This window comes from Metabacillus sp. B2-18, from assembly GCF_021117275.1.
In the GTDB taxonomy this organism is placed as follows: Bacteria; Bacillota; Bacilli; order Bacillales; family Bacillaceae; genus Metabacillus.
In genome coordinates, this window is record NZ_CP088245.1 from 1,465,489 (window position 1) to 1,483,018 (window position 17,530).

The window sequence follows — 17,530 nt, forward strand, 5'->3', positions numbered from 1 at the left end:
TTCGTATTTTAGGAGGAACTATGAATCTTATTGAACATTATGTTAATTTGCGATTAGCCTATCAAGGGTACAAGGAAGAAGAAAACATTGAAACAACAACAGGGGAAATATCGCAATATCTTTCTTGTACGATGCGAAATACAAATATCTCGATGAAGAAAATGATGGAGTTTGGTTATCTTCAATGGAAGCCTCAAAAAGGAAGAGGAAGAAAATCAACTTTACTTTTTTATCTTTCATTGCAAGAAGCCGCTATAAATAATGTGCAAAGATTGCTCACTGAAAAAAATTTTGAAGAAGCATACTCATATATTATGAGTATTCAATTCCCACAATTAATAAAAGAAAAACTATTACATAATATGCACAGTCATTTTGGATTAAAGTCTATCACCCATTCCACAGGTCGACGAGATACATTGAAAATTCCTCAGAGTATGAAAATTCATACGTTAGATCCTGCTTTTGTTGGAATTGTTCATGAAGCTCATATCGTTCAGCATATTTTTGATCCACTTGTTCGCTATGATCGAGAGAGTAAATCGTATACTCCGGGAATTGCCCTAGCCTGGGAAGAGAATGATGGAAAAGAATGGACCTTTTATTTACGCAAAGGTGTAATGTTTCACCACGGTCGAGTACTTCAAGCGAAAGATGTTCAATATACACTGGAGAGACTAAGAACGAATAAAGAAATTCCTTATCACACTCTGTTTGAATGTGTGGAAAACGTAACAATGATTGATGATATTACAATACAAGTTACTTTGAAGAAGCCAAATTATATGTTCCTTGATGTTATGAGTAGTTTCTTTTCATCTATCATTCCACATGACGTAGAAATAGATCTTTTAAAACCGATTGGAACAGGGCCATATCAAGTGGAAAAAAATGAAGAACATCTTCTTGTACTAGAGGCATTTTCTCAACACTTTCAAGGGAGGCCTTTCCTAGATACAATCGAAGTTTGGCATATGCCGAATTTAAAAGAACAACCATATAAGAAAGAGGAAGTAGTTTATTCCGCTGAGCATGAAACAGCTACATACCAAGAGCTTGGAAGCTTTTTTTTCGTATTTAATTTGAAAAAAAATGGTTTTCATCATAATAAAGATTTTCGGGTGGCATTTCAACAAATCATTGACCCTTTGAATCTTGTAGAGAAGCTCGGATATCCAAGGCAATTTCCTGCATATAGTTTTAGGTTAGACAGAAGTAAACAAATCGTTAATCATCTGCATAACGACCTACAGCAAGCAAAAAAATTACTGTCTTTAAGTGGTTATGAGGGACAAATGCTTAAAGTGGCAACATTTAATTTTAAAGAAGCAAAAGAAGACATGGAATGGCTGAAAGTTCACTGTCAGCAAATAGGTCTTAACATTGAGGTGTCGGTCATTCAAGCCTCTGAAATTTATGAGAAAAAGGTATTTGGTCTTTACGATGTTATTTATACGGGTGAAACCTTTGAGATAAACGAGGAGCTTAGTCTTTATATGATGTATTCAAGTGATAATAGTGTGCTTAGAATGGCACTAGATTCTAAAACAAAGCAACAGATCGATGAAAAGCTTAATTGTTTAATATCCTTAGATGATTTAAATAAGCGTTCAGCCGGGTTTCAGAAAATTGAAGATTGGTTAAGAGAAGAAGCATATATTGTTCAGACCTATCACACAATTGAAGAACAAAATTATCATAAGGCATTAAAAGGTATTGAAGTTTCAGGATATGGAATGCCGGATTTACGGTCACTATGGGTCAAACCTGATACAGAGAGTTCATCAAGTTATTCAATTTATATTCCGTAGGTAATTAAATTTTTAAAAATATAGAAAATGAAATAAGGAGTGAATCTTGTTGATAAGATCCGAAGGTATTCATCATGTTAGTCTTTCTGTAACAGATTTAAAAAAAGCGAAACAATTTTATGGATCAGTTCTAGGCTTTAAAGAAATAGAGCGACCGAAATTTGACTTTCCAGGTGCATGGTATCAAATTGGGCCTCAGCAACTACATTTAATTGTGGATGAAGGTTCTTCAACACTACGAAAAGTCAATGATTTGAACTCAAGAGAAGGTCACTTTGCTGTTAGAGTAAAAGATTATGAGGAAACTCTTGAACACTTGAAAGAACAAAGAGTTCAAATTTTGGAAAAACCAAAAAGTAAAAGTGGATTTGCGCAAATTTTTTGTATGGACCCTGATTTTAATTTAATTGAATTTAATGTAGATCAAGAAACGATGAATAAGTGAAGTGTTGGGGCATGAAGATCATAACGAGTGTGGATTGCTTAGGGGATGTACATCATCAAAGTAATGAAGACCATAACGAGTGTGGATTGTTTGAATGATGTACTTCAATAGGGTGATGAAGACCATTTCAGTCAATCATCCCTATAAAAATGTACTTCATGAATGAAAAACGTTCTTTTTGGAAAATGACATGTCAATTTTGCCCCTTATTCCCCTTATTTTGAGTGGATAAAAAAGGATGAGCTCATGCTAAGCTCATCCTTTATCCTTTATTTTACATTCAAAAACTTCACACAAACCGGATCAGGAACAGATACTTGTGAGTCGAGCAAACGAAGTTTCCCTGATTCTGTATCTCGTGCAAATAATACAAGGTTACTACTTTCTTGGTTAGATGCTACAATGAATTTTTCAGTAGGGTCCAGCGCGAAATCACGAGGCCAATTTCCTTCTGTTGATGTAAATTCTATAAATGAGAGTTCACCATTTTCTTGATTTACACTATAAACAGCAATGCTATCATGCCCGCGGTTGCCAGCATAAACAAAACGGCCGTCAGATGAAATGTGTATCGCACTGCCTTGACTATTGTCCGTGAAATCTTCAGGAATGGCTGGGCTGTATTGAAGCTCTGTGAACACGCCTGTGTCAGAGGTATAGCTTAATGTGATCACTTCATTACTTAATTCTGTCATCACATAAGCATATTTTCCATTCGGATGGAATGTTATATGTCTTGGGCCACTACCAGCTTTCACAAGTAATGTATGAGCTTCTTCCAGCTGTCCATTGTTAATTTTATAAGTGATAATTTTATCAATTCCTAGATCAACTGCAACGACATATTTTTCATCAGGAGTGAAGCCTGAATAGTGAGTATGAGGTTTTTCTTGCCTTTCATGTGGTCCCTGGCCAGTATGTTCATTAACCGAAACAACAGAATTGATCGAGCCATCTTCATTCGTTAAAAAGGATTCTACTGTTCCTTTGTGGTAGTTAGCCGTCACAACTTGTTTGTTTTGACTGTCTACACTTACGTGACATGGTGAAGCACCGTCAAGCAGCTGTTGATTAATGGCTGTAAGATCACCTGTTATACTGTCAACAGCATAGGATGCAACACCGCCTTGGTTTCCTTCCTTTACGACTGCATAAAGATTTTTATTGTCTTGGCTTAAATTTACATATGTAGGGTTGTCCAATTCAGCAACAGCTTTAACATCACTTAGTTTTCCTGCATCTGTGTCTAAGGTAAAGCTGTAAACTCCTTTACTATCACCTTTTGTGTATGTACCAACATAACCGATTAATTTTGCCAATTTTTTAACTCCTTTCAAATGTACTATTTCTCATTATATCGTTAGTTTCATCTGTTCAACAACATTAATGACTGTTTTTGATATTAAGCCGAAGAGTTTCAAATTTACACTTGAAGTACAAAATGATTCTATCAATTATTCAGGCTATGCTAATATAATAGTATTTATATGAAAATGAAAGGAAGTAAGATTCATGCTAAGGCGGTTTTATTCGTATTATATACCTCATAAGAAATTATTTATTATTGATTTTAGTAGTGCTATTATCGTGGCTCTTTTGGAGTTAGCATTTCCATTAGCTGTTCAGTGGTTTATCGATTCGTTGCTTCCTAGTGAAAACTGGTCGGCAATAGTTTCTGTTAGTATCGCCTTGCTTGTGTTATATATTATTAGCACGTTCTTACAATATATCGTGAACTATTGGGGACATATGCTCGGAATTAATATTGAAACAGATATGAGAAAACAATTGTTTCAACATGTGCAAAAGCAATCATTTAAGTTTTTTGACAATACCAAAACAGGAAATATTATGAGTCGAATTACAAATGACCTCATGGATATTGGTGAGCTAGCGCATCATGGACCGGAAGATTTATTTATTTCCATTATGACCTTTGTAGGGGCCTTTTGGATTATGTTCACCGTAAATGTAAAGCTTGCGTTGGTTGCGTTGATTATTTTCCCGTTTTTAGGATGGCTTATGATTGTAAGTAATTTAAAGATGAATAAGGCCTGGAAGAAAATGTACGGTGAAATTGCTGATGTAAACTCACGAGTAGAAGATAGTGTTTCTGGTGTTCGAGTTGTGCAATCTTTCACAAATGAAAAATTCGAAAATGAACGTTTCTCTGTAAATAATTTAAAATTCCGTAAAGCTAAGCTTGGTGGGTATAAAGTAATGTCCTATAGTTTATCAGGAATTTATATGATGACAAGATTTGTTACATTGGCTGTTCTCGTAGTAGGTGCATGGTTAAGTTACACAGGACAATTAACATATGGTGAGCTTGTTGGATTTGTTTTGTATGTGAATGTCCTGTTTAAACCAATCGATAAAATCAGTGCTTTAATGGAATTGTATCCAAAAGGAATGGCTGGATTTAAACGTTTTACAGAGTTGCTTGACATGGACCCTGATGTAAAGGATGTAAATGACGCAGTTGAAGTAAAATCATTACGAGGGGATATAGCGTTCAATGAGGTCACCTTTGGTTATGATCAACATAAACGCGTATTAAATAATATCAATCTATCCATTTCAACTGGAGAAACCGTTGCATTTGTTGGTCCATCAGGAGCAGGGAAAACCACAATTTGTTCATTAATTCCACGATTTTATGATGTAGAATCTGGAGAAATAAAAATTGATGGCATTGATATACGGAATATGACAAAGCATTCTCTGCGTTCACAGATTGGAATTGTGCAACAAGATGTGTTTTTGTTTACAGGTACCTTAAGAGAAAATATCGCTTATGGAAAACTTAATGCTACTCAAGCGGACATTGAAGAAGCAGCAAAACGTGCACATCTAGAAAGCTTCATCGAATCACTACCGTTTGGCTACGATACTCAAATTGGTGAAAGAGGCTTAAAGTTATCAGGTGGACAAAAACAAAGAATTGCCATTGCAAGAATGTTCTTGAAAAATCCACCTATCTTAATATTGGATGAAGCAACGTCAGCATTAGATACCGAAACAGAGCTTATCATTCAAAAAGCACTAACAGAGCTATCAAAAAACAGAACAACTCTTGTCATTGCTCACCGTCTTGCTACAATTCGAAACGCGGATCGTATTGTTGTTGTAACTGAGGACGGAATAGCGGAACAAGGGAAACATGATGAATTGATTGAACAAGGCGGGATTTTTGCTAATCTTCATCGTGTTCAATTTCAGAGATAAGATGGGGCATTTTTTGTTCCATCTTTTTTACTAATTTTTTTAAAAAATTGGTTGCGATTACAGTTCAAATATACCAAGGGAAGGTGCATTTTTCTTGGTTTTTTCAATTATTCGACTTCTTTAAAACAGATTGACATGGCATACTAACTTCTGTATTTTATTTAAGTATGTTTTTTTAGGAGGAAGTTATGAATAGTAATAATACACAACAAGTTAAAATTACAACAGCAGATCCCTCAGCGTTAGGTTTATTTGGACTGGCAATGGTAACGCTCGTTGCTTCTTCACAAAAGTTAGGGTTAACAGATGGAGTTTCATTTATTTTACCATGGGCATTCTTCTTAGGTGGACTAGCTCAATTATTCGCATGTGTTCAAGATGCTAAACATAACAACATCTTTGGGACAACTGCATTTGGAGCTTTTGGTCTATTTTGGTTCGGTGTTGGAATGTCTTGGTTAATTCAATTAGGAGCATTTGGTGAAGAACTAGCAGCAAATGCTGATCCAAAGCAGTTAGGTGTCGCATTCATCGGTTACCTAATCTTTAGCGTTTATATGACAATAGGTGCAATGGAAACTCATAAGGTATTATTTTTCATTTTTGTTTTCATCGATTTCTTGTTCATCGGCTTATCTTTAAGCACGCTTGGTGTGATGCCTGAGGCAACACATATGCTTGCCGCCGTTTCAGAATTAATCATCGCCTTGCTATCTTTTTACGGATCTGCAGCTGTTGTTTTAAATACACATTTCGGCCAAGTTGTCTTACCGATTGGGAAGCCGTTTGGTTTATTTAAAAAGTAAAAGAAATGGAGGCTGACATTTGTTAGTCTCCATTTTATTTGTCGTATATTGTAGAATCGTTGATAAGTTAGGTGAAATCGAAGGTGAATTCCTCAGAATCGAGGATAAGTCACCAGAAATCGAAGGTAAACTCCCAAGAATCGAAGTTAAATCTTAGAAATAAGGGTTAGTCCACTTGTAAACCTGAGCTAGATATCCATTTATTCCTCATTTTCTTCACCCATAAAAGGTTTATTTACAAAGTAGTACATCCATCCCATTAAAACTCCACCACCAATTAAATTTCCAATTGTTACAGGAATCAAATTATGAATAACTCCAGCGAGCGTAAAACTTTCAGGTGGATTAGAAACAAAAGCAATAGCAAACGTGCACATATTTGCAATACTATGTTCATATCCAGAAATGAAGAAGCAAAACACAAATAACATCATCGTAAATAGCTTAGCTCCATCTCCTTGAAGTTTCATTGGGATAAAAAATGCCAAACAAACCAACCAGTTACACAGAATTCCTCGAAAAAATAACTCATAGGTAGGAAGATGAACTTTTTTATCAGCGACACTCAATAAAAAACCTGTTGTTTCTTTATCTGAAAATAATCCAGTTGAAAAAATAAAAAATGCAAAAAAACATGCTCCTAAAATGTTTCCAATATAGCTTGTGGTCCAAAGCTTAATTACTTCAGCCCAACGCATTTTCTTTTGAAAAGCTGTGTAAGAGAAATAGAATGTGTTCCCAGTAAACAAATCACCACCACCATAAGCGATTAAGATAATGGCAGCACCAAACGTTAGTGCTGCAATAGGGTAAGCAAAGGGAGAATGCTCAATATAAAAGAAATTTCCTGCCTTGAAAGCAACAATAACTCCAAAACCAATAAACATGCTAGCAAGCATTGAACGTAATAGGTATCGAAGCGGACTTTTATGAAAGATCTTATGTTTCTTTAGAGCTAGCTTCTCAACTTGCAGTAAAGCCTTATTTTCCAAGTCATTCACGCTCCAAATATATGTATTTAGGATTTAAATTTTAATGAAAAATTGAAAGAATTAATGTGATGAAAGTCACTATTATTGTTCTTTTAAAAATTTTTTTTATAAATAATTTAAAAATAAAACGGAAAAGTTGTTCGAGTGTTATTATATTGAAATTGTAGTTTATTATTGAAAACGCTTATTTTTAGATACTTTAATTTAAATATAGTTATATTTATATATCTATTTTTGTATATATGTGCATATTTATACATAAAGATGTCAAGTTGAGTCAAGAATTACCCATAAGATACAATTGGAAAAAAAGGAGGGGTTTGGATGAAAAATCATATTTCAATCATAGGGGTACCAATGGATTTAGGACAATCAAGACGTGGAGTAGATATGGGTCCTAGTGCTATTCGTTATGCAGGTGTTGTGGAAAGGTTAGAAGAGCTAGATTATGAGATTCATGATAAAGGAGATATAGAGATTGGCAGACCAGGTAAAGATGAAGAAGCAACTCTTGGAAATAACCTCAAATATTTAAAGGCTGTTACGATAGCAAGTGAAAAACTTGCTGAATCAGTTGATGAGGTTGTAGCAAAGGGATCATTTCCATTAGTGTTTGGTGGTGATCATAGCATTGCAATTGGTACACTAGCTGGTATTGCTAAGCATTATGATAACCTGGGTGTCATTTGGTATGATGCACACGGAGATTTAAATACAGGAGACACCTCTCCATCAGGTAATATTCATGGAATGCCTTTAGCAGTAAGTTTAGGTATAGGTCATCCGGATTTAACAAATATAGCTGGATATTCCCCGAAAATTAAGCCGGAAAACATCGTGATCATTGGTGCCCGTTCTTTAGATGAAGGAGAGAAAATACTTATCCGTGAAAAAGGGATTAGAGTCTATACAATGCATGAAATTGATCGTTTAGGTATGACAAAGGTAATGGAAGAAGCAATCGATTATTTAAAAGCTAGAAACATAGATGGAGTACATTTATCGCTTGATTTAGATGGACTTGATCCGGATGAGGCACCAGGAGTTGGAACGCCAGTTTTAGGTGGAATAAGTTATAGAGAAAGTCACTTAGCAATGGAAATTTTAGAAGAATCAAAATTAATAACTTCTGCTGAATTTGTAGAGGTTAATCCAATCTTAGATGAAAAAAATAAAACAGCTACTGTCGCGGTAGCGTTAATGGGCTCACTTTTTGGAGAAAAATTATTATAACAGACCGAAGGGGAGTACCCCCTTCGCCAGTTTTATTTAAGTTTAAATTTTCTTAAACGATATTGAAGACTCTGTCTACTAATTTGTAACGTCTTTGCGGTTTGGGAGATATTATAGTCGTGCTCTTTTAATATTTTTTCAAGATATTCTTTTTCGCGATTTGTCATATAGTCTTCAAGTGTTAGGAGTTCTTTTGATTCTTCTTTATCCTTTTCGTAGAATTGATTTTCATCATATACAGCTGGATCAACTAGTTCAGTACCTTTTTGTCTAAAGGAAATTGGTAAATGTGGAACGTCAATGATTACTTCTTCAGGCTCCATCAAATTCATTGCACCTTCAATGATGTGTTCAAGTTCGCGGACATTTCCAGGCCAATCATAGACTTCAAACAAAGCTAATACATGTTTGCTGATGCTTTTTACGTTCATGTCAAATAAATGATTAAATTTTTTCAAAAATGACTGTGCAAGTATTTGAGTATCATCCTTACGTTCCCTTAGTGGAGGGATGAATAATGAGACAACACTTAAGCGATAAAAAAGATCTTTTCGTAAATGACCATTAGCAATGGCATCGATTGGATCTTCGTTGATTGTTGCAATAACTCTAACATCTATTTTCTTATCTTTTGTATCTCCAACTCTTCTAATGGCTTTTTCTTGGAGAGCACGAAGAAGCTTTGCTTGAAGTGTTGGATCTAACGAGTTGATTTCATCAAGAAGCAACGTTCCACCCTCAGCTTGCTCGAATAAACCTGGTCTTTCAATTGATCCGGTAAAAGCTCCTTTTTTTGTGCCAAAGAGAATACCTTCTATTAAACTTTCAGGTAATGCAGCACAATTTTGGCTAATAAATGGATAGGAGGAACGCTTACTCCCATTATGAATACTTTGGGCAAAAAGCTCTTTTCCGGTGCCGGTTTCACCGACAATAAGGATTGAAGATGAAGTTCTTGTTGCTCGTTTACTAGCTTCAATAACTTCTGCAATCTTTATACTTTTTCCAATAATGTGATCAAACGTGAATTTTGTGTCTCCCTTTTTAAGGATATTATCTCTAATAATTCGCTCAAGGTTTGTAATATCCTTGGCTACTTCGATTGCTCCGCATATTTGCTGAGTAGAATCATATAAAGGGCAGGTATCATTAATTGTCGTAATTTCTTGACCATTGTGGGTAAAATACGTTTGTTTTGACTTCTTTGTAGCATTACCTCGTAGAGCTGAAATGAGAGTGCTCTCAGTCTCATTATTAAATTTAAACAGTTCAAGAATATTTTTGCCGTGTACGTTATTTGGATCCATCTCTTCAATATCAGCCATTTTTTTATTATATATAATTGTTTTACCATCTTTATTTACTACATGTATTCCGATGTCGATCATATTCACCAAAGTTTGAATAATGGCTTGCATTTCAGCATTCGTTAAATTTTCTATTTTCATTTTTTTCCACCCTCCTAGAATAAGAATAGATCATATAAAAGAGGGGGTGCAATGATAATTTGCACAAAAGTAATTATGGTGAGTTGATGGTGTAAAAAAAATTTGCGATAGGATGCTGAGTAACCAATGAAACTAGGGGAATTAATGTTGGCATAGATATTGCATAATAGATAGATAAGAAATGACTTATTAGTTACAAGGAGGAATATACAATGACAACAAAAACAGAACAAGTGATTACTCAGACAGAACAATTTGGTGCAAAAAACTATAATCCTCTACCAATTGTTATATCAAAAGCAGAGGGAATATGGGTGGAAGATCCTGAAGGTAACAAATATTTGGATATGTTAAGTGCTTATTCAGCCGTTAACCAAGGCCATAGACATCCTAAGATTATTCAGGCATTAAAAGATCAAGCGGACCGCGTTACCTTAACATCCCGTGCTTTTCATAATGATCAGTTAGGTCCATGGTATGAGAGAATTGCAAGAATCACTAAAAAGGAAATGGCACTACCAATGAATACAGGTGCTGAGGCTGTGGAAACAGCTATAAAAGCAATAAGACGATGGGGATATCAGGTGAAAGGGATTGCTGATAATCAAGCTGAGATTATTGCTTGTGAAGGTAACTTTCATGGACGTACGATGACAGCTGTTTCTTTATCCTCTGAAGAAGAGTATCGTAAAGGATTTGGGCCGATGTTGCCAGGAATTAAACTAATTCCTTATGGTGATGTAGAAGCTCTAAAAGCAGCGATTACCCCGCAAACAGCAGGATTTCTTTTCGAGCCAATTCAAGGTGAAGCCGGAATTAATATTCCGAGAGAAGGGTTTTTAAAAGAAGCATATCAAGTATGTAAAGATAACAATGTTTTGTTTGTAGCCGATGAAATTCAAGCTGGATTAGCGCGATCTGGAAAAATGTTTGCTTGCGATTGGGAAGATGTTGTACCTGATATGTATATTTTAGGGAAAGCACTAGGTGGGGGAGTTTTCCCAATTTCATGTGTGGTAGCTAATCGTGATGTTTTAGGCGTATTTAACCCTGGCTCACACGGATCTACATTTGGAGGTAATCCTCTTGCATGTGCTGTTTCAATTGCTGCACTTGATGTGATAGAGGAAGAAAATCTAGTTGATCGTTCATTGAAGCTAGGAAACTATTTTGTGGAACGCCTAAAAGAAATTAACAATCCTATTATTAAAGAGATAAGAGGCAGAGGCTTGTTTATTGGGGTAGAGTTAACGGAGCCTGCACGTAGTTATTGTGAAAAGTTAAAGGAAAATGGTTTATTGTGTAAAGAAACACATGATACTGTTATTCGTTTTGCCCCACCATTAGTTATAAATGAAGAGGAGCTAGATTGGGCGATTGATCGTATTAAGCGTGTATTATCATAAGTGTTTTAAGAGCTCGTCAATTATATCTTATTAAGAAACTTTATAAGCTTTTATTCCATATGAGGTGATGACAATTGAATACAACTATTCAAAAAAATGAGGTTTTAAACTTATTTTCATCCACGCAAGTCGTAATTAAAGAAGCCTTAAATCATTTAGGATATCCAGAAGAAATGTACGAATTATTAAAAGAACCATTAAGAATGTTGACAGTTAGAATTCCAGTCAAAATGGATAATGGGTCAACAAAGATTTTTACCGGCTATCGAGCACAGCATAATGATGCTGTAGGACCGACTAAGGGTGGGATTCGTTTTCATCCTCATGTTGACGAGGATGAGGTAAAGGCCCTATCGATGTGGATGAGCTTGAAATGTGGAATTGTCAGTCTCCCGTATGGAGGTGGAAAAGGTGGAATTGTTTGTGACCCCAGAAATATGTCTCAAACGGAATTAGAGCGGCTTAGCAGGGGATACGTACGTGCTATTAGTCAAATTGTTGGACCAACCAAAGATATACCAGCCCCTGATGTTTATACAAATTCACAAATTATGGCTTGGATGGTTGATGAATATAGTCGTTTACGTGAGTATGATTCACCAGGATTTATCACAGGGAAACCTTTAGTATTGGGCGGATCTCATGGTAGAGAAAAGGCAACAGCACTTGGTGTAACCATCTGTATCGAAGAAGCTGCAAAGAAAAAGGGTATCGAGCTTAAAGGAGCAAAAGTTGTTATTCAAGGCTTTGGAAATGCAGGTAGCTTTTTAGCGAAAATGATGAATGATGCAGGGGCTATAGTGATTGGTATTTCAGATGCTTATGGAGCCTTGTATGATCAGAATGGATTAGATATAGAGTATCTATTGGATAGAAGAGATAGTTTTGGTACAGTAACAACACTTTTCAATGAAACGATTTCAAATGAAGAGCTCTTAAAGTTAGAATGTGATATTTTAGTCCCAGCAGCTATATCAAATCAAATTACTGTAGAAAATGCAAATGATATAAATGCTAAGATTGTTGTAGAAGCAGCTAATGGTCCAACTACCTGGGAAGCAACAAAGATACTATCTGATAAAGGTATATTACTCGTACCTGATGTGTTGGCAAGTGCTGGTGGTGTAACTGTTTCTTATTTTGAATGGGTGCAAAATAATCAGGGTTATTACTGGTCAGAAGTAGAGGTATTACAAAAGTTAAATAAAGTATTAATTGAATCTTTTAATCAAGTCTATGAACTTGCTGAGTCCAGAAATGTTAACATGAGGTTAGCGGCCTATATGGTTGGAGTTCGAATGATGGCTGAAGCATCAAGATATAGAGGATGGGTTTAAGAAAAGGCTTTTTATACTTGTTATAAATGAGGAGTGGAAGGTTAGTATGAATCATATTTATTCTATTGAAAGTCTTGATGATGGAGTTGTCTCACAAGTTTGTATTAATGAAAATGAGTATGTTTATGAATGGGAAACACTTTTTCAGATAAAAACAGATAAAGGAAATGTAGTTAATATAACAATTGGTGCTAGTGGGCTAGTAAAGGATATTTCTGTGAAGGCTGGAGATCCTGTATACAGGTGTTCATTCTTAGCTAGATTGCATGATGATAATAAAATAACTGGGTCTGATTAATTGAAAAGTTTTTAGACTCAAAAAATCAATAAAGAAGCCCCGTTCCAGTTCTGGAATAGGGCTTCTTTTCTTTAGTTAATCTATCTTATCAAAAATAAAGATTAAAATACGATGTGTGCCATTAGCACAATAATTGGTAGAGAAATAATTGTACGTTGAAGGAAGATCATCACTAAATCAAGAAAAGAAACCGGGAGTTTAGATCCTAATAGCAACCCTCCGACCTCTGACATATATATTAATTGTGTGATCGATAAACAGCCAATGACAAAACGTGTCATTTCACTTTCAATTCCACTTCCAATGATAGCAGGCAAAAACATATCTGCAAATCCAATCACCATCGTTTGTGATGCTTCTGCAGCCTCAGGAATTTGCATCATCTCCAATAATGGAATAAATGGAGTACCAAGAATACTGAATAATGGAGTGTATTCAGCAATGATTAGTGCAAGTGTACCGATTGCCATAACAATTGGTAAAACACCTAACCACATATCAACTACATTCTCAACTCCACCTTTTATGACATTCGAATACTTAACTTTTTTTGCTTCTTGAACAGCACGGTTGACCCCCCATTTGAAGCTTGACACACCAGGAGGAATTAGCTCATCCTCTTTTTCGACTTCACCAATATAAGTATTAGATTTGCGTGATAAGGGAGGGATTCTTGGACTGATAAGTGCACATGCGATACCTGCAAGTACAATAGTTAGATAAAAACTGCCAAAGTATGCTTCCAACTCTAAATACGACATAATGACGATTGTAAAGGTAATGGATACAACGGAAAAGGTTGTACCGATGACCGCTGCTTCGCGTTTTGTATAATAGCCATCTTCATATTGTTTATTAGTTAAAAGTACTCCTATCGTACCATCACCGAGCCAAGAGGCTAAGCAATCAATAGATGATCGTCCAGGAAGTGTGAATAGTGGTCTCATTACTTTTGTGAAAAGTGCTCCACATAACTCTAATAATCCAAAATCGAGAAGCAGCGGTAGAAGTATACCTGCAAAGAGAAAGACTGAAAACAAAACAGGAATTAAATCGTATAAAAGCAATCCACCTGTATTTTCACTCCACACAGCGGAAGGACCTATACGAAATAAAGCAGATACTGAGAAAATCATCCCTAATACTCTCGTTATTTGCCAAATCCAGGAAACATTAAAAAGTTTATTTAAAAATGATTGGTTGATTATTTTTTTTGGTTGAAAAACCTTCGTATACAAAGAGACTACAGCAGTTAAAAATATAATAAATGTTGCGATAAAGGGTAATGTTTCTCCGAGAAGAGTTTGAATAAAATTTGCTAGTAGAGCAACTGTAACAGATATTTCTCCGTTAATTGATATAGGAATGACAAAAAGTAAAATTCCTAGTAATGATGGAATAATGAACTGTAAATAATCGATTGTCTTATATGTATTTCTTTGCTCAACTTCCTTTTTTAACATTTTTTCCACAAAAACACCTCTCCTTTTATACGTGTTCTCCGACGTATTAACTAATCTTAAATATGAAGCTTCTTAAGGTCTTTATCGTATATTTGATAAAAATCCTTCTTAATCTCTAAGTAAACCTAATATCGTATTTCTACTAAATATCATGCAATTTTTATGCCAAGAAAGAACCAATCTATTTTCTCACTTATTTTATTTGAAAGAAAGATAAAATGCCAAATAAGGTGGCATTTATGTGCAAAAAAATTTTGCTGATGAAATGTTTTCTTTTAAAATAAAGTGGATATATCTAACAGTTTGCTATAATAATTAACGTTTTATTAATAGTCCTTAGTAGTATATAATAATGAAAGCAGTTGTACGAATAAGTTATACGGTAACATACAAGCTGAAAGTGGTGACATAATGGCGCAACAAACGAAAGTCGGGATGGTAAAACAAAAAATTAAAGAATGGATTAATGAGGGAAAGGTTTTACCAGGGGAAAAGATTTATTCGGAAAATGAACTTGTCAAAATGTTTGAAGTTAGTAGACATACAGTTAGACAAGCTGTAGGAGATTTGGTACATGAGGGGTATTTATATCGAGAACAGGGTGCAGGAACGTTTGTCGCAAACCGCAGAACAGAAGCTAAACGTATGCCTCCAACCGGTAAAAATATTGGTGTTATAACAACATATATTACTGATTACATATTTCCATCCATTATTAAAGGAATTGAATCACATCTCTCACAACAAGGTTATTCGTTAACCTTTGCTTGTACTGATAACAATCCTGAAAAAGAAAGGCAATGCCTTGAAACAATGATAAATAGAAATGTAGATGGCTTGATTGTAGAACCAACTAGAAGTAGTAGTTATAATCCAAATTTACATTACTATCTGCAAATGGAGCAAAATAATACACCTTTTTTAATGATCAATCAGTACTACCCACAATTAAATCCGCCGCATATTATTTTAGACGATGAAAAAGGTGGATATATTGCAACAGATCATCTTATTGGTCTAGGTCATCGAAAGGTGATCGGCTTATTCAAAAGTGATGATATTCAGGGTTTAAATCGTATGCAGGGGTTCATTAGAGCTTTTAGAGAAAAGAATATTGCGTTCTTTCCTGAAATGATTATTACGTATACAACAGAGCAAAAAGAAGAGGAGTTTCTAAACAAACTTAAAGGTGTTCTATTATCTGGCGAAAGACCAACTGGAATTGTGTGTTATAACGATGAGGTAGCTATTAGTGTTCTTAATTTATTGCGTGAACTAGGACTAAAGGTTCCTGAAGATATTTCTATTGTAGGTTATGATGATTCTTATTTAGCTGAAGCTTCTGAGACAAAGATTACGTCTGTAACTCATCCGAAAATGGAAATGGGAGTTGAAGCGGCAAAATGGGTTGTTTCTGCAGTAGAAAATAGAGATAAAGCTGGTACTTATCAAAAAGTTTATCAGCCTGAATTAGTTATTCGAAGTTCAACCAAAGCTATTTCAAAATAAAGCCTACTCTTTTTTTATTATTTAAAAAGGGATATAGAGATACGGGAGTGCGGGATATGAATAGTATAAAAAATTCTGAAGCAGTTTTTTTCGATTTGGACGATACTTTATATGATTCATTATTGCCTTTCCAAAACGCCCTTGAATATTATCAAGTTGGTTTACCTCGTTCAAAGGCAGAAGAGTTTTATAAAAAAGTCAGACATTATAGTGACCTACTTTGGAAGGAACATGTAAAAGGTGAATTAAGTCTTGAAGAGTTAAGAATACAACGACTAACACGTACATTCTTAGATTATCAAATATCTATTACAGACGATCAAGCATTGGCTATACAAGAGCGTTATGAACAAGAGCAACAACAAATAAAGCCATTTGGAACTGTTCTCTTATTGTTAAAGCAATTAATAGAAACTAAACCGTTTGTTGGAGTTATTACAAACGGACCTGTGAACCATCAAATGAACAAGTTAAAGGCACTAAAAATAGATCAGTTAATTCCAATTGAGCACATTTTTATTTCAGATGGAATTGGAATGGCTAAGCCTGATAGCCGTGTGTTTGAACATGTTCATACGAAAATGAATATTAACCCAGGTAAATGCCTGTACATCGGAGATACTTGGGAAAATGACATTGTTCCGCCGATTGAAGTAGGATGGAAGTGTGTTTGGTTTAATCATCGAAATCGACAACCACAAACAAAGCATGTACCAAATGAGATTATTATGAATGAAAAAGAGTTTTTACTTTTTGATGAAAAACAAGGGCGTAATTAAACCCTTGTTTTTTGTTTTTATAAGAAAATAATGATTCAATTTCTTTCATTCTTCAACTGTTGCTCAGCTAGCTTAATCATTTCTCGGACCATATCGCCACCAAGCTTGCCACCAACTTTACCGGCTTGTTTGGATAATAACTTTCCATTGTCCCCCTCATGCAAAGGAATTCCTAATTCTTTTGCTGCTTCATATTTAGCCTGCTCCGGTTTAGTTGTATTTGTAACTCTTGCTTTTAATTGGTTTACTTGTTCTCTTGCCTCAGGGACAAGTAACTTATTTCTATTTGCCATTATATAACCCCCTTGATATCAGTTTCCCTATCGTAAGTTTTTTCTATGAGAAAATATTTTATTAATATTTTTCTGTCATAAATGAATGATTTTTATTACTTAATAAGTCAACAATAAAAAATAGTAATAAGAAAAAGGAGGATTTTCATTGAAACATTGTCATGATTTTTTAAAAAGTAAAAGGTGGCTTGATCAAGACCTTGATTCAAGATATATAAATGTTGAGCATCCTTATGCGATATTGCTTTCAGAAGATGAGGGTCAAATCACATTAAGAGGAAATGCAGGGGACGATAACGGTCAAAACGGAGAAGAAATATTCACGTTTACATCTTTAGAACAATTACAGGAGTGGTTTGAGAATAATATAGGTGAGTAGTCCCGAAGATCTCTTGTTCTTATGCTATAGTAAAAATAAAGAAAACTTGTCAATTGATAGGCGTGTGTTGGATGGTACCAATACACTTTATTCTTAATATTGA

Annotated in this window: 16 protein-coding genes; 11 read left to right on the forward strand and 5 right to left on the reverse strand. The window is 34.9% G+C overall.

Annotation, left to right across the window (positions count from 1 at the left end):
• Window positions 1-20 precede the first annotated feature (20 nt).
• Window positions 21-1,811: an ABC transporter substrate-binding protein gene (locus LPC09_RS07405; protein ID WP_098795320.1), complete on the forward strand. Its 1,791-nt coding sequence runs from the start codon at window positions 21-23 to the stop codon at window positions 1,809-1,811.
• Between the two features lie 49 nt (window positions 1,812-1,860).
• Entirely contained in the window at window positions 1,861-2,256 is a 396-nt protein-coding gene (locus tag LPC09_RS07410) for a VOC family protein (RefSeq protein WP_098795321.1), read from the forward strand.
• 269 nt (window positions 2,257-2,525) lie between these two features.
• Here LPC09_RS07410 and LPC09_RS07415 read toward each other — a convergent pair whose 3' ends face one another.
• A complete protein-coding gene (locus LPC09_RS07415; protein WP_231309325.1) occupies window positions 2,526-3,575 on the reverse strand; it encodes a lactonase family protein in 1,050 nt (349 codons plus the stop codon).
• Window positions 3,576-3,768: 193 nt separating this feature from the next.
• Between LPC09_RS07415 and LPC09_RS07420 the strand changes: the two genes are divergently transcribed.
• Both LPC09_RS07420 and LPC09_RS07425 read left to right on the forward strand, forming a co-directional pair.
• On the forward strand, window positions 3,769-5,484 hold the full coding sequence (locus LPC09_RS07420; protein ID WP_231309326.1) for an ABC transporter ATP-binding protein: 1,716 nt from the start codon (window positions 3,769-3,771) through the stop codon (window positions 5,482-5,484).
• A gap of 188 nt (window positions 5,485-5,672) precedes the next feature.
• Window positions 5,673-6,290 carry an acetate uptake transporter gene (locus tag LPC09_RS07425; protein WP_098795324.1) on the forward strand — a complete coding sequence of 206 codons (618 nt, stop codon included), beginning with the start codon at window positions 5,673-5,675 and terminating at the stop codon, window positions 6,288-6,290.
• A 200-nt stretch (window positions 6,291-6,490) separates the two neighbouring features.
• On the opposite strand, the gene LPC09_RS07430 is transcribed toward LPC09_RS07425, so the two are convergent.
• A complete protein-coding gene (locus LPC09_RS07430) occupies window positions 6,491-7,282 on the reverse strand; it encodes a formate/nitrite transporter family protein (protein ID WP_098795325.1) in 792 nt (263 codons plus the stop codon).
• 324 nt (window positions 7,283-7,606) lie between these two features.
• Here LPC09_RS07430 and rocF point away from each other — a divergent pair, with 324 nt between their 5' ends.
• Window positions 7,607-8,515, forward strand: a complete 909-nt coding sequence (gene rocF, locus LPC09_RS07435) for an arginase (RefSeq protein WP_231309327.1) — start codon at window positions 7,607-7,609, stop codon at window positions 8,513-8,515.
• Between the two features lie 32 nt (window positions 8,516-8,547).
• On the opposite strand, the gene LPC09_RS07440 is transcribed toward rocF, so the two are convergent.
• Window positions 8,548-9,963 (reverse strand): sigma-54 interaction domain-containing protein, encoded by a 1,416-nt coding sequence (locus LPC09_RS07440; RefSeq protein WP_231309328.1) that lies wholly within the window; start codon window positions 9,961-9,963, stop codon window positions 8,548-8,550.
• 212 nt (window positions 9,964-10,175) lie between these two features.
• On the opposite strand from LPC09_RS07440, the gene LPC09_RS07445 reads away from it, so the two are divergent.
• From LPC09_RS07445 to LPC09_RS07455, 3 genes are all read left to right on the forward strand, one after another.
• Window positions 10,176-11,369: an ornithine--oxo-acid transaminase gene (locus LPC09_RS07445; protein ID WP_098795328.1), complete on the forward strand. Its 1,194-nt coding sequence runs from the start codon at window positions 10,176-10,178 to the stop codon at window positions 11,367-11,369.
• A gap of 74 nt (window positions 11,370-11,443) precedes the next feature.
• Window positions 11,444-12,706 (forward strand): Glu/Leu/Phe/Val family dehydrogenase, encoded by a 1,263-nt coding sequence (locus tag LPC09_RS07450; protein WP_176550962.1) that lies wholly within the window; start codon window positions 11,444-11,446, stop codon window positions 12,704-12,706.
• 46 nt (window positions 12,707-12,752) lie between these two features.
• Window positions 12,753-13,004, forward strand: coding sequence for a biotin/lipoyl-containing protein (locus LPC09_RS07455; protein WP_098795329.1), 252 nt, complete (start codon window positions 12,753-12,755; stop codon window positions 13,002-13,004).
• 101 nt (window positions 13,005-13,105) lie between these two features.
• Here the strand turns inward: LPC09_RS07455 and LPC09_RS07460 are convergent, their stop codons facing one another.
• Window positions 13,106-14,467, reverse strand: coding sequence for a YjiH family protein (locus tag LPC09_RS07460; RefSeq protein WP_098795338.1), 1,362 nt, complete (start codon window positions 14,465-14,467; stop codon window positions 13,106-13,108).
• A 411-nt stretch (window positions 14,468-14,878) separates the two neighbouring features.
• Here LPC09_RS07460 and LPC09_RS07465 point away from each other — a divergent pair, with 411 nt between their 5' ends.
• Together LPC09_RS07465 and LPC09_RS07470 are read left to right on the forward strand one after the other, a co-directional pair.
• The gene (locus tag LPC09_RS07465; RefSeq protein WP_098795330.1) at window positions 14,879-15,976 is read left to right on the forward strand and encodes a GntR family transcriptional regulator; all 1,098 of its coding nucleotides are present in this window, start codon (window positions 14,879-14,881) and stop codon (window positions 15,974-15,976) included.
• Window positions 15,977-16,032: 56 nt separating this feature from the next.
• A complete protein-coding gene (locus LPC09_RS07470) occupies window positions 16,033-16,755 on the forward strand; it encodes an HAD family hydrolase (protein WP_098795331.1) in 723 nt (240 codons plus the stop codon).
• Window positions 16,756-16,790: 35 nt separating this feature from the next.
• On the opposite strand, the gene LPC09_RS07475 is transcribed toward LPC09_RS07470, so the two are convergent.
• A complete protein-coding gene (locus LPC09_RS07475; RefSeq protein ID WP_098795332.1) occupies window positions 16,791-17,048 on the reverse strand; it encodes an alpha/beta-type small acid-soluble spore protein in 258 nt (85 codons plus the stop codon).
• A 148-nt stretch (window positions 17,049-17,196) separates the two neighbouring features.
• Here LPC09_RS07475 and LPC09_RS07480 point away from each other — a divergent pair, with 148 nt between their 5' ends.
• Window positions 17,197-17,427: a hypothetical protein gene (locus tag LPC09_RS07480; RefSeq protein WP_098795333.1), complete on the forward strand. Its 231-nt coding sequence runs from the start codon at window positions 17,197-17,199 to the stop codon at window positions 17,425-17,427.
• Window positions 17,428-17,530 lie beyond the last annotated feature (103 nt).